At 38.6% G+C, this 15,352-nt stretch carries 15 protein-coding genes; 13 read left to right on the top strand and 2 right to left on the bottom strand.

The window, feature by feature from the left end; all coding sequences use genetic code 11:
- The first annotated feature begins 45 nt into the window (after positions 1 to 45).
- From MKY00_RS26895 to pyrG, 6 genes are all read left to right on the top strand, one after another.
- Positions 46 to 897: a 3-hydroxybutyryl-CoA dehydrogenase gene (locus tag MKY00_RS26895; protein ID WP_000116031.1), complete on the top strand. Its 852-nt coding sequence runs from the start codon at positions 46 to 48 to the stop codon at positions 895 to 897.
- 72 nt (positions 898 to 969) lie between these two features.
- Complete coding sequence (locus MKY00_RS26890) at positions 970 to 2,100, top strand: acyl-CoA dehydrogenase (protein ID WP_016719009.1); 1,131 nt, start codon at positions 970 to 972, stop codon at positions 2,098 to 2,100.
- A 21-nt stretch (positions 2,101 to 2,121) separates the two neighbouring features.
- On the top strand, positions 2,122 to 3,261 hold the full coding sequence (acdA, locus tag MKY00_RS26885) for an acyl-CoA dehydrogenase AcdA (protein WP_000545534.1): 1,140 nt from the start codon (positions 2,122 to 2,124) through the stop codon (positions 3,259 to 3,261).
- A gap of 64 nt (positions 3,262 to 3,325) precedes the next feature.
- Positions 3,326 to 3,955 carry a TetR/AcrR family transcriptional regulator gene (locus MKY00_RS26880; protein WP_000238604.1) on the top strand — a complete coding sequence of 210 codons (630 nt, stop codon included), beginning with the start codon at positions 3,326 to 3,328 and terminating at the stop codon, positions 3,953 to 3,955.
- Positions 3,956 to 4,096: 141 nt separating this feature from the next.
- The gene (rpoE, locus tag MKY00_RS26875) at positions 4,097 to 4,630 is read left to right on the top strand and encodes a DNA-directed RNA polymerase subunit delta (protein ID WP_016719008.1); all 534 of its coding nucleotides are present in this window, start codon (positions 4,097 to 4,099) and stop codon (positions 4,628 to 4,630) included.
- A gap of 257 nt (positions 4,631 to 4,887) precedes the next feature.
- The gene (gene pyrG, locus MKY00_RS26870; RefSeq protein ID WP_000170453.1) at positions 4,888 to 6,495 is read left to right on the top strand and encodes a CTP synthase; all 1,608 of its coding nucleotides are present in this window, start codon (positions 4,888 to 4,890) and stop codon (positions 6,493 to 6,495) included.
- A 55-nt stretch (positions 6,496 to 6,550) separates the two neighbouring features.
- On the opposite strand, the gene MKY00_RS26865 is transcribed toward pyrG, so the two are convergent.
- Positions 6,551 to 7,411, bottom strand: a complete 861-nt coding sequence (locus MKY00_RS26865) for a J domain-containing protein (protein ID WP_061184178.1) — start codon at positions 7,409 to 7,411, stop codon at positions 6,551 to 6,553.
- 178 nt (positions 7,412 to 7,589) lie between these two features.
- Positions 7,590 to 8,117 carry a DUF2529 domain-containing protein gene (locus MKY00_RS26860; RefSeq protein WP_016719006.1) on the bottom strand — a complete coding sequence of 176 codons (528 nt, stop codon included), beginning with the start codon at positions 8,115 to 8,117 and terminating at the stop codon, positions 7,590 to 7,592.
- A gap of 201 nt (positions 8,118 to 8,318) precedes the next feature.
- Between MKY00_RS26860 and spo0F the strand changes: the two genes are divergently transcribed.
- From spo0F to MKY00_RS26825, 7 genes are all read left to right on the top strand, one after another.
- Entirely contained in the window at positions 8,319 to 8,687 is a 369-nt protein-coding gene (gene spo0F, locus MKY00_RS26855; protein ID WP_000398594.1) for a sporulation initiation phosphotransferase Spo0F, read from the top strand.
- Between the two features lie 210 nt (positions 8,688 to 8,897).
- Positions 8,898 to 9,755 carry a class II fructose-bisphosphate aldolase gene (locus MKY00_RS26850; protein ID WP_001131850.1) on the top strand — a complete coding sequence of 286 codons (858 nt, stop codon included), beginning with the start codon at positions 8,898 to 8,900 and terminating at the stop codon, positions 9,753 to 9,755.
- Between the two features lie 331 nt (positions 9,756 to 10,086).
- On the top strand, positions 10,087 to 11,376 hold the full coding sequence (gene murA, locus MKY00_RS26845) for a UDP-N-acetylglucosamine 1-carboxyvinyltransferase (protein WP_000413260.1): 1,290 nt from the start codon (positions 10,087 to 10,089) through the stop codon (positions 11,374 to 11,376).
- Between the two features lie 116 nt (positions 11,377 to 11,492).
- Positions 11,493 to 12,458, top strand: a complete 966-nt coding sequence (glpX, locus tag MKY00_RS26840; protein ID WP_000442334.1) for a class II fructose-bisphosphatase — start codon at positions 11,493 to 11,495, stop codon at positions 12,456 to 12,458.
- A 278-nt stretch (positions 12,459 to 12,736) separates the two neighbouring features.
- The gene (gene rho, locus MKY00_RS26835; protein WP_001053898.1) at positions 12,737 to 14,008 is read left to right on the top strand and encodes a transcription termination factor Rho; all 1,272 of its coding nucleotides are present in this window, start codon (positions 12,737 to 12,739) and stop codon (positions 14,006 to 14,008) included.
- Between the two features lie 399 nt (positions 14,009 to 14,407).
- Positions 14,408 to 14,653, top strand: a complete 246-nt coding sequence (locus MKY00_RS26830; RefSeq protein ID WP_000643437.1) for a type B 50S ribosomal protein L31 — start codon at positions 14,408 to 14,410, stop codon at positions 14,651 to 14,653.
- A gap of 108 nt (positions 14,654 to 14,761) precedes the next feature.
- Complete coding sequence (locus MKY00_RS26825) at positions 14,762 to 15,349, top strand: thymidine kinase (RefSeq protein WP_000280862.1); 588 nt, start codon at positions 14,762 to 14,764, stop codon at positions 15,347 to 15,349.
- Positions 15,350 to 15,352: the final 3 nt, after the last annotated feature.

The raw sequence follows: 15,352 nt of genomic DNA, 5'->3' as shown, positions 1-15,352 counted from the left end.
GATTAGACGGTATATAGTTTATTGAAAATTAAGGGGGAAGAAGAAATGAGTGTACAAAAAATTGTTGTAATTGGTGCAGGACAAATGGGATCAGGAATTGCACAAGTATGTGCAATGGCAGGATACGATGTGAAGGTTCAAGATTTAAAACAGGAGCAATTAGATAGAGGATTGGCTATTATTACGAAAAACTTAGCACGCCAAGTAGAAAAGGGGCGCATGAAGGAAGAAGAAAAGGAAGCGACATTAAACCGTCTTGCAGTAACGCTTGATTTAGATTGTGTGAAGGAAGCGGATCTTATTATCGAAGCAGCTGTCGAGAAAATGGATATTAAAAAGAAAATCTTTGCGAATTTAGATGAAATTGCTCCAGAACACGCAATTTTAGCGACAAATACGTCATCTTTGCCGATTACAGAAATTGCCGCGGTAACGAAACGTCCGGAAAAAGTAATCGGTATGCACTTTATGAATCCGGTTCCGGTTATGAAACTTGTTGAAATTATTCGTGGTTTGGCTACAGATGATGCGGTATACGAAACAATTGAGGATATTACGAAGAAAATTGGCAAAGTACCAGTTGAAGTAAATGATTTCCCAGGATTTGTATCGAACCGTATTTTATTACCGATGATTAACGAAGCAATCTATACGTTATATGAAGGGGTAGCGACGAAAGAAGCAATTGATGAAGTAATGAAACTTGGTATGAATCACCCGATGGGCCCTTTAACGCTCGCTGATTTTATCGGTTTAGACACATGTTTATACATTATGGAAGTGTTGCATGAAGGTTTAGGTGATAGTAAATATCGCCCATGTCCATTGCTACGTAAGTACGTAAATGCAGGATGGTTAGGACGTAAAACAGGTCGTGGTTTCTACGTTTACGAATAAATCCCCCTTTGTTACAAAATAGTGGTCTTACCAAATTGTTAAAAGGTTATATAGCAAATGGAGGCGGAGTATATGAACTTTCGTTTTAATGAAGAGCAGCAAATGATGAGGAAAATGGTTCGAGATTTTGCACAGAAGGAAATTGCTCCCTTTGTTCCTAGTATGGAACAAGGGGTGTTCCCAAAAGAGATTTTGCAGAAGATGGGTGAGCTTGGATTAATGGGAATTCCAGCGCCTGCAAAATACGGTGGTGCAGAAATGGATTTTATTTCTTACATTTTAGCAATTGAAGAAATTTCAAAGGTAAGCGCAACAGTTGGTGTAATTTTAGCTGTGCATACGTCAGTTGGAATGAACCCGATTTTATATTTCGGAACAGAAGAACAGAAAGAGAAATACGTTTCTAAACTTGCGACTGGTGAATATTTAGGTGCATTTGCATTAACAGAACCAAATGCAGGATCGGATGCAGGAAGTTTGAAATCAAGAGCTTTGAAGAAAGGCGATCATTACATTATTAATGGATCGAAGGTGTTCATTACAAATGGTGGTGAAGCAAGTACATATATTGTATTCGCTTCTACAAATCCAGAGGCAGGAAAGAGTGGGATTTCTGCATTCATAGTAGAGAAAGATACACCAGGCTTAATCATCGGTAAAGATGAGCATAAAATGGGACTGCTCGGTTCTCGCACTGTACAACTTACGTTCGAGGATATGAAGGTACCGGCTGAGAATTTACTTGGTGAAGAAGGACAAGGATTTAAAGTAGCGATGGCGAATTTAGATGTTGGGCGAATTGGAATTGGGGCGCAAGCATTAGGGATTGCTGAAGCGGCGCTTGCATGTGCGATTGATTATGCGAAAGAACGTGAGCAATTCGGAAAGCCAATTGCGGCGCAGCAAGGGATTGGCTTCAAACTTGCAGATATGGCAACTAGCGTAGAAGCGGCGCGATTACTTGTATATAGGGCGGCATCGCTAAGAGCGCAAGGATTACCATGTGGTAAAGAAGCATCTATTGCGAAATTATTCGCTTCTAAAACAGCTGTTGAAGTTGCGATTGAAGCAGTGCAAGTATTTGGTGGTTACGGTTATACGAAAGATTATCCAGTAGAAAGATTTTTCCGTGATGCGAAAATCACGCAAATATATGAAGGAACGAGTGAAATACAGAAACTTGTTATTAGCCGGGCTTTATAAAAGCATAAGGGGGAGACGGGCATGCATTTTAAACTATCAGAAGAACATGAAATGATAAGAAAAATGGTTCGGGACTTTGCTAAGAACGAAGTAGCACCGACAGCAGCTGAACGTGATGAAGAAGAGAGGTTTGATCGTGCGCTATTTGATCAAATGGCAGAGCTTGGTTTAACCGGAATTCCGTGGCCTGAAGAATACGGCGGAATTGGAAGCGATTACTTGGCGTATGTAATTGCTATTGAAGAATTATCACGCGTATGTGCTTCTACAGGTGTAACATTGTCTGCACATACTTCACTTGCTGGTTGGCCAATTTTTAAATTTGGAACAGAAGAGCAAAAGCAAACATTTTTACGACCGATGGCTGAAGGAAAGAAAATTGGTGCATACGGCTTAACGGAGCCAGGATCTGGATCGGATGCTGGTGGAATGAAGACGATCGCCAAAAGAGATGGAGACCATTATGTATTAAATGGATCAAAAATATTTATCACTAATGGTGGTATTGCTGATATTTATGTTGTTTTCGCATTAACTGATCCTGAATCGAAGCAGCGTGGCACGAGTGCATTTATAGTGGAAAGTGATACACCAGGATTTTCAGTTGGGAAGAAGGAGAGTAAATTAGGGATTCGCTCTTCACCAACAACTGAAATTATGTTCGAAGATTGCCGTATTCCTGTAGAGAATTTACTAGGGGAAGAAGGACAAGGGTTTAAGATAGCGATGCAAACATTAGATGGTGGCCGTAACGGTATTGCGGCGCAAGCGGTTGGTATTGCACAAGGGGCTTTAGATGCTTCCGTAGAATATGCAAGAGAGCGTCATCAGTTTGGGAAGCCGATTGCGGTGCAGCAAGGGATTGGCTTTAAACTTGCAGATATGGCAACGGATGTGGAGGCGGCGCGTCTTCTAACATATCAAGCAGCTTGGCTGGAATCGGAAGGACTTCCTTATGGGAAAGAGTCGGCGATGTCAAAAGTATTTGCAGGCGATGCCGCGATGAAGGTGACGACTGAAGCGGTACAAGTATTTGGTGGTTACGGTTATACGAAAGATTATCCGGTAGAGCGATATATGCGAGATGCAAAGATTACACAGATATATGAAGGAACACAAGAGATTCAAAGGCTCGTAATTTCTCGTATGTTAACGAAGTAGGATCAAAGGCGTAGGTATTTTCCTACGCTTTTTCCTTCCAAAAAATAATAGAGAGGTGAAGGGGATGGTTAAACATAATGTGCATGCATCAGTGAAAGATGAAAAATTAGTCGCGTTAAGGCGTGAACAAATGATTAAAGGTGCAGTGCAACTGTTTAAACAAAAAGGATTTCCGCGTACAACAACGAGAGAGATTGCAAAGGCAGCTGGATTTAGTATTGGAACGCTTTATGAATACATTCGTACAAAAGATGATGTTTTGTATTTAGTTTGTGATAGTATTTATGAACATGTAAAAGAAAGATTAGAGGAAGTAGTTTGTACGGAAAAAGGAAGTGTAGAAAGTTTAAAGATAGCAATAACGAATTATTTTAAAGTGATGGACGAATTGCAGGAAGAAGTATTAATAATGTATCAAGAGGTACGCTTCTTACCGAAAGAATCACTCCCGTACGTATTAGAAAAGGAGTTTCAAATGGTAGGAATGTTTGAGAATATTTTAGAACAGTGTACGGAAAACGGAACATTTACATTAAATAAAAAAGAAATACAGCTTCTTGCGCATAATATTTTTATACAAGGACAGATGTGGGGATTTCGACGTTGGGCGCTGCAAAAGCTATATACGCTCGAAGAATATACAGACATGCAAATTAGGTATGTATTACAAGGGGCCCATATGCTTCCGAAATAAGGAATGTATACTACCCTATAAAAGTTTCCCGTTTTTTTTGTAGCATATTTGTGTGACTTTTGTTTATAATGAATAGTATGGATTTTTTTAAGCAGGCCGTTATATATAAGGTTATATTTGATGAAAGGAAGTGCCGCATAAGTGGATTTTAAGCAATATTCACCAGAAGAGCTAAAAGAATGTTCAATGATTGAAGTTGTACATAGCGTTTTAGGGGATAAAAAACAAGCAACGACATTCAACGAGTTGGTTCGAGAAATCGCTCAAGTGCTGGGACTATCTCAAGAGCAAGTTAATGCGAAAATCGCACAATTTTATACAGACTTAAACATCGATGGACGTTTCATTAATTTAGGAGAAAATCGTTGGGGGCTACGCAGCTGGTACCCATACGAGCAAATTGATGAAGAAATCTTGCCTCAACCAAAACCGAAGAAGAAACGTAAAGTTGAAGAAGACGGTTTTGACGACTACATTGACGAAGATGAAGATGACTTTGATGATGTAGATGGAAATGAAGACGAAGATGATGATGTAGAAGATTTGGACAAGGTTCTTGAAGACGAAGACGGAGACGACGATGATCTTGATGATTTAGACGAAGATGAAGATGACTTCGCTGAAGAAGAACTTGAGTATGATGAAACTGAAGAAGAAGAAGAGGAAGAACTGTAGTTCTTGACTTTTCATTATCGTCCATGTAGAATCATTTTTGGGCTCTTTAAAAAAGGACGATAATACTTTTAAAGTGTAAATATAAAAGAAAATTGCTCCCTACTTATTACTTTATGTGATGAGGGGAGCAATTTTCTTTTTTGTTTTTTGTTTAGAAAATAAAAAGAGTCTAACAATAAGATGGATACAGTGTTATCTACATACGTTGCGCTTTGCAACGGTGATTATATAACAGCAAAATAGAAGGGAGCTTTTTCATGACTAAGTATATTTTTGTAACAGGCGGTGTAGTATCGTCTCTAGGAAAAGGTATTACAGCAGCATCTCTTGGAAGACTTTTAAAAAATCGTGGTTTAAACGTAACGATTCAAAAGTTTGATCCATACATTAACGTAGACCCAGGGACTATGAGCCCATACCAACACGGTGAGGTATTCGTAACAGATGATGGTGCAGAAACTGACTTAGACCTTGGTCACTATGAGCGTTTCATCGACATCAATTTAAATAAATACAGCAACGTAACAACAGGTAAAATTTACTCTTCAGTTCTTCAAAAAGAGCGTCGTGGTGAATACCTAGGAGGAACAGTTCAAGTTATTCCTCACATTACTAACGAAATTAAAGAGCGCGTATACCGTTCTGGTCGCGAAACAAACGCGGACGTTGTTATTACAGAAATCGGTGGAACTGTTGGTGACATTGAGTCTCTACCATTCTTAGAAGCAATCCGTCAAATTAAGAGCGACATCGGTCGTGACAATGTAATGTACATTCACTGTACGTTAATCCCGTACTTAAAAGCAGCGGGTGAAATGAAAACAAAACCAACGCAACATAGCGTTAAAGAGCTTCGCAGTTTAGGTATTCAACCAAATATTATCGTTGTTCGTACAGAAATGCCTGTTTCTCAAGATATGAAAGACAAGCTTGCATTATTCTGTGACATTGATACAAAAGCAGTTATTGAAGCACGCGATGCAGATACTTTATATGCAGTTCCATTATCTCTTCAAGAGCAAAATATGGACCAAATCGTTTGCGATCACTTAAAATTAGACAATCCAGCTGCAGATATGACAGAGTGGACTGCGCTAGTTGAAAAAGTGCGTAACCTTTCTAAGAAAACAAAAATCGCTCTTGTTGGTAAGTACGTAGAGCTTCAAGATGCATACATTTCTGTTGTAGAAGCACTTCGTCATGCAGGTTACTCTTTCGACACAGATGTAGAAGTGAAATGGGTAAATGCTGAGCACGTAACAGCAGAGAACGTACAAGAATTAGTAGGAGATACAGATGGTATCCTTGTACCAGGTGGCTTCGGTGATCGTGGTGTAGAAGGTAAAATCGTTGCAATTCAATATGCTCGTGAAAACAAAGTTCCATTCCTAGGAATTTGCTTAGGTATGCAACTTGCATCAATCGAATTCGCACGTAACGTATTAGGATTAGAAGGAGCTAACTCTTCTGAAATCAATCCTGACACACCTTATGCAATCATCGACTTATTACCAGAACAAAAAGATGTAGAAGACTTAGGTGGTACACTTCGTCTTGGTCTATATCCATGTAAGCTTGCTGAAGAAACAAATGCTTACAACGCTTACAATGAGCCGGTTGTATATGAGCGTCATCGTCATCGTTATGAGTTCAACAATCAATTCCGTCCGGATATGGAAAAAGCAGGATTTGTATTCTCTGGTACAAGCCCAGACGGCCGTTTAGTTGAAATCGTTGAATTGAAAGATCACCCTTGGTTCGTAGCAGCACAGTTCCACCCAGAACTTGTTTCTCGTCCAAACCGTCCACAACCATTGTTCCATGACTTCGTAAGAGCGTCTATTACGAATAAAGAGAGCAAGTAATAAAAAATAAAGCCGGCACTTTTAAAGTGCCGGCTTTATTTTTTGTAATGTTGATTTAAGATGCTGCAAGGTGTTGACAAAGTTCCTCATAAGCAACATTGATTTTTTTCATTTTTTCCTCTGATCCATTTCCTGTATCAGGGTGATATTTCTTGGCTAAAGTTCTATACTGTTTTTTAATAATATTCATATCTCTTGTATCTGTAGGTAATTCTAGAATTTCAAGAAGTATAGAAACTCTAGAATCATTATTCTCAGAGGTAATCCAGTCCATGTGAGTTTCGATTGTTTCTTCAGCAATCACAAATATCTCTCTAAATTTATCAACGAATAGGGGGCCATCATATTTGTTAGAGACAAATATGTTTTGATTTTCGAACTTTGCTATAATACCTCGTTTAATCATCATATTGAAAATAAGAAGGTCTCTCATGAAAATATAGACCTCTATTTTTAATTGTTCATTGAAGTTTGCATCTGATATTTCAGCATACATATGACTAAATGTGTGCACAACACTGATGATGTTGAAATTGGAATTATTTTGATTGAGAAAATTTCCATTTTTATCTACAACAGAGAATGGTTTTCCGTTTATATGAAAAAAGATAGGAACGATACGACGGTCATTTACTTGCTTGAGTTGGATTTCAATATTACCAGTAGAGTTTCGAAGTTGGAGAATACCTTCCTCGTATCCATACAGTAACCCTTGCTCCCCGAAATTAAAGGAGAAGACAGGACCTTTAGCGTAAACATCCCTATCTTCTATATAAAATCCTTCTATAAATTGTCCATCAGGATGGTACCATGAGCCAGATGAATCGTTACGGTTTACTTGGGTACTTCCCCCAGAATCAGAACTAAAACACTTATAAGCAATATAAATTACTATTAAAAATAAAATAAACCCCAATATATTCTCCTTCTTTCTAAGAAATGTAAAATCAAATTCTATTTTATATCATTAAAATGGAATCTTCCAATATAATTTAGGTACAGGAAAAAAGGAATATTAGTAAAAGGGGCGTATTGGTTCATAATAAAATAGAGATTTATAAAAGGACCTAAATTTTAGGTCCTTTTAACGTAAGTTATTCATAATCCTCAATTATTTCATCGATTGTAAATTTGATTCCGTGATATGCAAATAAAGCTATCATTAAGCTTGGGAATCCGTAGCGATTACCTTCATCGTCTGGAATAAGCCCTTTTAACAATTTCGTATCAATATGTACATCTGTATATTGTTCTAGTGATTCATTGCCTTCTTGAATAGCAGAAATGCCGACAATAGAGTGTCCATCTGCTTGAAGTTTTTTTGCTATTGCTACAACTTCTTCATCTGTTGAAAAACGGCTAATAAGAAGTACACGATCTGCAGAAGTTACTTCTACTTCCTTACCATTTTCAAATAGTCGTTTTGCTTGCTTCATTGGTTCAGCACCGAATAGCGCTTCAGCAACAACGCCCTCCATTTCATTTGTACCATGTAAATAAATGAAACCTTCGCCAACTAATGCTTGAGCAAGTAGACGGGCGCTATCTTCTATATTCATTTCCTCTTTTTGAGAAACTCTGGAGAAATAACCGCTTAATTGGGTTGAAAAAATTTTTAACATAATGTTACTCCCTTCGTACGTGTTTACCGGCTTTCATTATAGTTTATTTTTTTAGAAAGGTGAAATCGAAGGTGGCATAACAAAATGGGAAACGGTAAAATAAGAAAGAAATAGGAAGGAATTTGGTAAAGAATAGCGAAAATTAATCGTTAAGATATAAGAAGCTTTAAATCTTGTACTTACACAGAAAGGTTGGGAGTTATGGAAGGGAAAATTTTAATCGTTGATGATCAATATGGCATTCGTGTGTTATTACATGAAGTGTTCCAAAAAGAAGGTTATCAGACATTCCAAGCAGCGAATGGATTTCAAGCTTTAGATATCGTGAAAAAAGATAATCCAGATTTAGTTGTGTTAGATATGAAAATTCCAGGTATGGATGGTATAGAGATTTTAAAGCATGTAAAAGAAATTGATGAGAGTATTAAAGTGATTTTAATGACTGCTTATGGAGAGCTTGATATGATCCAAGAAGCAAAAGATTTAGGTGCTTTAATGCATTTTGCTAAACCATTTGATATTGATGAAATTCGTCAAGCGGTGAGAAATGAGCTCGCTGTAGAGGCTTAAAAATGAATTTTTTATAAAAAATATGGAAAAAAGCGTTTACATGGACTATTGTGCAGGTGAATACGGTTGAGTTTTTGAGTACAAGTTGTTATCCTATTGAGTGTAGAAAAAAGTCCGGTATGTAGATATACATATTTTACCTTATTCTGGTCATACTACCAGCGATAAGAACTTATCGGATACAAAAAACGTTTTTTAGGAGGATTCACCATGCCTTTAGTTTCTATGAAAGAAATGCTAAACAAAGCACTAGAAGGAAAATACGCAGTTGGTCAATTCAACATGAACAACTTAGAGTGGACTCAAGCTATCTTAGCTGCTGCGGAAGAAGAAAAATCTCCTGTAATCCTAGGTGTATCTGAGGGTGCAGCTCGTCATATGACTGGTTTCAAAACAGTTGTAGCTATGGTTAAAGCTTTAATCGAAGAAATGAACATCACTGTTCCTGTAGCGATTCACCTTGACCATGGTTCAAGCTTCGAAAAATGTAAAGAAGCAATCGATGCAGGTTTCACATCTGTAATGATCGACGCTTCTCACCACCCATTCGAAGAAAACGTAGAAACTACTAAAAAAGTAGTAGAATACGCACACGCTCGTAACGTATCTGTTGAAGCTGAGCTTGGAACAGTTGGCGGACAAGAAGACGACGTAATCGCTGAAGGCGTAATTTACGCTGACCCAGCTGAGTGTAAGCACCTTGTTGAAGCAACAGGTATCGATTGCCTAGCTCCAGCTTTAGGTTCTGTACACGGTCCTTACAAAGGTGAGCCTAACTTAGGATTCGCTGAAATGGAACAAGTTCGTGACTTCACTGGCGTACCTTTAGTATTACACGGTGGTACTGGTATCCCAACTGCTGATATCGAAAAAGCTATCTCTTTAGGTACTTCAAAAATCAACGTAAACACTGAGAACCAAATTGAGTTTACAAAAGCTGTTCGTGAAGTATTAAACAAAGACCAAGAAGTTTACGATCCTCGTAAATTTATCGGACCTGGCCGCGACGCTATCAAAGCAACTGTTATTGGTAAAATTCGCGAATTCGGTTCTAACGGTAAAGCGTAAGAATAAAATTCCGTTTTGGAAACCGTCTACTCTTTTAGACGGTTTCCTTTCGTTGTATAATGAAAGCGTGAACAAGTCTAAAGATTTTATCATTTTGTTTTTGAAATAGAAAATAATGTGCATAGTCCTATTAATAAATGTGATAACGTATCTAAATTGATAAAGTAAATTCGATAAATAGTTAATCTTTATCTTTTTGTATTACAGGAGAAATGAAGATAATGGTTTCCTATTTATTGAGTTTTGGGATGGAAAAGTAATTGAGATTCTTAAGGGGGAGCTTTCTATAAAAATATAGAAAGTAAATACATTCACAAGAAGGGAGCTCAATATGGAAAAATTGCTAATTGAAGGCGGAAGAGCTTTAAATGGAACAATTCGCGTGAGTGGTGCAAAGAACAGCGCCGTTGCACTAATTCCAGCGACAATTTTAGCAGATACTCCAGTAACTATTGGTGGTGTCCCTAATATTTCGGACGTGAAAATGTTAGGAGACTTACTAGAGGAAATTGGAGGGAGAGTGACTTATGGACAGGAGGAAGAGATGGTAGTCGATCCTTCTAACATGGTTGCAATGCCTTTACCAAATGGAAAAGTGAAAAAATTACGTGCTTCTTATTATTTAATGGGTGCGATGCTTGGCCGTTTTAAAAAAGCTGTTATTGGGCTTCCAGGTGGATGTCACTTAGGACCGAGGCCGATTGATCAGCACATTAAAGGGTTTGAAGCGTTAGGTGCACATGTTACGAATGAACAAGGTGCTATCTATTTAAGAGCAGATGAACTACGAGGGGCACGTATTTATTTAGATGTTGTTAGTGTAGGAGCTACGATTAATATTATGCTAGCAGCTGTACGAGCGAAAGGTAGAACTGTTATTGAAAACGCAGCGAAAGAACCAGAGATTATTGATGTAGCTACACTGTTAACTAGCATGGGAGCACGTATTAAAGGTGCTGGTACAGATGTAATCCGAATTGATGGTGTGGATTCACTGCACGGTTGTCATCATACGATCATTCCAGATCGTATTGAAGCGGGTACGTATATGATTTTAGGTGCTGCGTCAGGAGGAGAAGTAACAGTTGATAATGTTATTCCTCAGCATTTGGAGTCAGTTACCGCAAAATTAAGAGAAGCTGGTGTCCAAGTTGAAACGAATGATGACCAAATTACAGTGAACGGTGATAGAAGATTAAAAGTCGTTGATATAAAAACGCTTGTATATCCAGGTTTCCCAACAGATTTACAACAGCCGTTTACAACGCTTTTAACAAAGGCGCATGGAACGGGTGTTGTAACGGATACGATTTATGGCGCACGTTTTAAACATATTGATGAATTACGTCGTATGAATGCGCAAATTAAAGTAGAAGGTCGGTCAGCTATCGTAACTGGTCCTGTTTTATTACAAGGTGCAAAAGTGAAAGCGAGTGATTTGCGAGCTGGAGCAGCCCTTGTTATTGCAGGATTGATGGCGGATGGAATTACAGAAGTAACCGGACTTGAGCATATTGATCGTGGCTATGAAAATATAGTAGACAAGCTTAAAGGGCTTGGTGCAAACATTTGGCGAGAACAAATGACAAAGCAAGAAATTGAAGAAATGAAGAACGCATAAGTGATACTTCCGCGAGGGGGAAGCGAAGCATCACTACTTGCGGAAGTACACTTTATAGAAAAACACGGTTCACAAAATACGGCAGAAATATAAAGGCTTAAAGGAGAGGGATTATCGTGGAAAGAAGTTTATCTATGGAGTTAGTACGTGTAACAGAGGCTGCAGCTTTATCATCAGCGCGTTGGATGGGACGCGGGAAAAAGGATGAGGCAGACGGTGCAGCAACATCAGCTATGCGTGATGTATTTGATACAATTCCGATGAAAGGTACAGTTGTAATTGGTGAAGGTGAAATGGATGAAGCACCAATGCTATATATCGGAGAAAAATTAGGTACAGGATATGGTCCGCGTGTAGACGTTGCAGTTGATCCTTTAGAAGGGACAAACATTGTAGCAGCTGGTGGATGGAATGCTCTTGCTGTTATTGCAATTGCAGATCATGGTAATTTGTTACATGCTCCTGACATGTACATGGATAAAATCGCGGTTGGCCCAGAAGCGGTTGGGGCGGTCGATATTGATGCGCCTATTATCGATAACTTACGTGCAGTTGCGAAAGCGAAAAACAAAGATATTGAAGATGTTGTAGCGACAGTTTTAAACCGTCCACGTCATCAAGCAATTATTGAAGAAATTCGTAAAGCTGGTGCTCGCATTAAATTGATTAATGATGGAGACGTAGCTGGCGCAATCAACACAGCATTTGATCGTACAGGTGTAGATATTTTATTCGGCTCTGGTGGTGCGCCTGAGGGTGTGTTAGCGGCAGTTGCATTAAAATGTTTAGGTGGAGAAATTCACGGGAAATTATTACCACAAAACGAAGCTGAATTGGCGCGTTGCAAAAAGATGGGCATAGACGACATCAACCGCATCCTTCGCATGGAGGACTTAGTAAAAGGTGACGATGCAATCTTCGCAGCAACAGGTGTAACAGACGGAGAACTATTACGCGGCGTTCAATTTAAAGGTAGCGTAGGAACAACACAATCCCTTGTTATGCGCGCAAAATCAGGCACAGTACGCTTCGTAGACGGACGTCACAGCTTAAATAAAAAACCGAACTTGGTTATTAAATAAAAAGTGCAAGCGGCTCGCTCAGAATGGGAGGGGGAAGAAGTGAAGCCACCGACCATTCTAGCTGATGAAACTAGATTAAATAAAAAGCGAAGACAAATTTTCTTGTCTTCGCTTCTTGTATTTGTGTTTCAACGTATTGATTAAAACTAGATAAAAGGGTTACAATAGTGAATATTACCCTACTTGAACTTATTGCCTTTCATTATTAATTATTTGCCTTCCGTATTTTTTCCCTTTACCCATGTGAAAAGAGAATAACGTTAAAGTGTGGTGTCTGAATGAATTTGTCAATTGCAGCATTAGAAAACATGAAATTAAAAGAGTTATACGAGCTTGCGAAAGAATTTAAAATTTCGTATTATAGCAAATTAACGAAAAAAGAGTTAATCTTCGCCATTTTAAAAGCTCGAGCAGAAAAAGAAGGTTTCTTCTTCATGGAAGGCGTATTAGAAATTATTCAATCAGAAGGATTTGGATTCCTACGTCCTATCAACTACTCTCCAAGCTCAGAAGATATTTATATCTCAGCTTCGCAAATTCGTCGTTTCGATTTACGTAATGGAGATAAGGTTTCTGGTAAAGTACGACCTCCGAAAGAAAATGAACGCTACTTTGGATTATTACAAGTTGAAGCTGTAAACGGAGATGATCCAGAGTCAGCAAAAGAGCGTGTGCATTTCCCTGCATTAACACCATTATACCCAGATCGCCAAATGAAATTGGAAACGGAACCGAAAAAGTTACCGACACGCATCATGGATTTAATTGCACCAGTTGGATTTGGACAACGTGGTTTAATTGTCGCGCCTCCAAAGGCTGGTAAAACTAGTCTATTAAAAGAAATCGCACACAGTGTTACAACAAATCATCCGGAAGCTGAATTAATTGTCCTTCTAATTGATGAGCGTCCAGAGGAAGTAACAGATATTGAACGTTCTGTTAAAGGAGATGTTGTAAGCTCTACTTTTGATGAAGTACCAGAAAATCATATTAAAGTAGCGGAACTTGTGTTAGAACGTGCAATGCGTCTTGTAGAGCACAAAAAAGATGTTATCATTTTAATGGATAGTATTACCCGTTTAGCGCGAGCTTACAACCTTGTTATTCCGCCAAGTGGTAGAACATTATCGGGTGGTATCGACCCAGCTGCCTTCCATAGACCGAAGCGTTTCTTTGGAGCTGCACGTAATATTGAAGAAGGCGGTAGCTTAACGATTTTAGCAACAGCGCTTGTTGATACAGGATCTCGTATGGACGATGTAATTTACGAAGAATTTAAAGGAACTGGAAATATGGAACTTCACTTAGATCGTTCATTAGCTGAGCGTCGTATCTTCCCGGCAATTGATATTCGCCGTTCTGGTACACGTAAAGAGGATCTATTAATTCCGAAAGAACATTTAGACAAGCTATGGGGTATTCGTAAAACAATGCGTGATACACCAGACTTTGTTGAAGGTTTCTTACGTAAACTTCGTCAAACAAAGACAAATGAAGAATTTTTACAAAACATTGTTGCAGATTCGAAAAGATATGTAACAACGAAGTAAAGGGAAAAGATTGGGACTCGCTTATTTTATGGTAAGCGAGTTTTTTATGTTTTTTAGGTGATCTTAAAGAGAGATGAGTGGAAGGGCATTAGTTGGTTCTAGTTGGATGAGTTGCCTCCACTTTAAGGTGTTATCCAGCTCCAGCGGCTAGAATCTCCGGTCATTTCACTCTCTCGCTCGAAGCAAAAAGCGCTTCAAGGTCGAGAGTTCTAAATAGCCTGCGATTCTGAGCGAGCCGCTTCTGCTTTTAAAATTAAAAAGACAAAAACAGGTAGTTGCAAAATGAAGTTAGCCTTGTTATAATTTCATCATATGTGTTTCATCAATATAGTTGTGTATGCAGCTGAAGATGAAAAACTCTGTTTCGAAAATGATTCAGGGCGGAAGGAGATGAAAAGAATGAAAGCAGGAATTCACCCAGATTACAAGAAAGTTGTATTCATGGACACAAACACAGGCTTCAAATTCTTAAGCGGATCTACTAGAGGATCTAACGAAACTGTTGAGTGGGAAGATGGTAACACTTATCCATTACTAAAAGTTGAGATCAGTTCTGATTCTCACCCATTCTACACTGGACGTCAGAAGTTTGCTACTGCAGACGGACGCGTTGACCGCTTCAATAAGAAATACGGTCTTAAGTAATAAAAACATAAAACAGGCAAGTGTATCTATTCGCTTGTCTGTTTTTTTTGCGAAAATATTATACCTTTACCCTACTTTTTATTAAAAAGTAGATGAAAGGAGAGCTTCATGTACTTAATAAATCAGAACGGTTGGATTGAAGTGATTTGCGGTAGTATGTTTTCTGGTAAATCAGAAGAGCTTATCCGCCGTGTGCGTCGTACGCAATTTGCGAAACAACATGCAATTGTATTTAAACCATGTATTGATAATCGCTATAGTGAAGAAGACGTTGTATCACATAACGGATTAAAGGTAAAAGCAGTTCCTGTTTCAGCTTCAAAAGATATATTTGAACATATCACTGAAGAAATGGATGTAATTGCAATCGATGAGGTGCAATTCTTTGATGGGGACATTGTGGAAGTGGTGCAAGTATTGGCAAATCGTGGCTATCGTGTCATTGTAGCTGGTTTAGACCAAGATTTCCGTGGTCTACCATTTGGACAAGTTCCTCAGCTGATGGCGATTGCTGAACATGTAACAAAACTACAAGCAGTATGTTCTGCATGTGGATCTCCGGCAAGTCGTACACAACGATTAATTGATGGAGAACCAGCGGCATTTGATGATCCGATTATTTTAGTTGGTGCTTCAGAATCGTATGAACCACGCTGTCGTCATTGTCATGCAGTTCCTACAAACAAAGATAAGTAAAAC

The organism is Bacillus sp. FSL R9-9834 (assembly GCF_038006905.1).
Lineage (GTDB): Bacteria > Bacillota > Bacilli > Bacillales > Bacillaceae_G > Bacillus_A > Bacillus_A pacificus.
The sequence above is the reverse complement of the archived record's forward strand: the minus strand, read 5'-3'. Positions and strand labels throughout refer to the sequence as shown.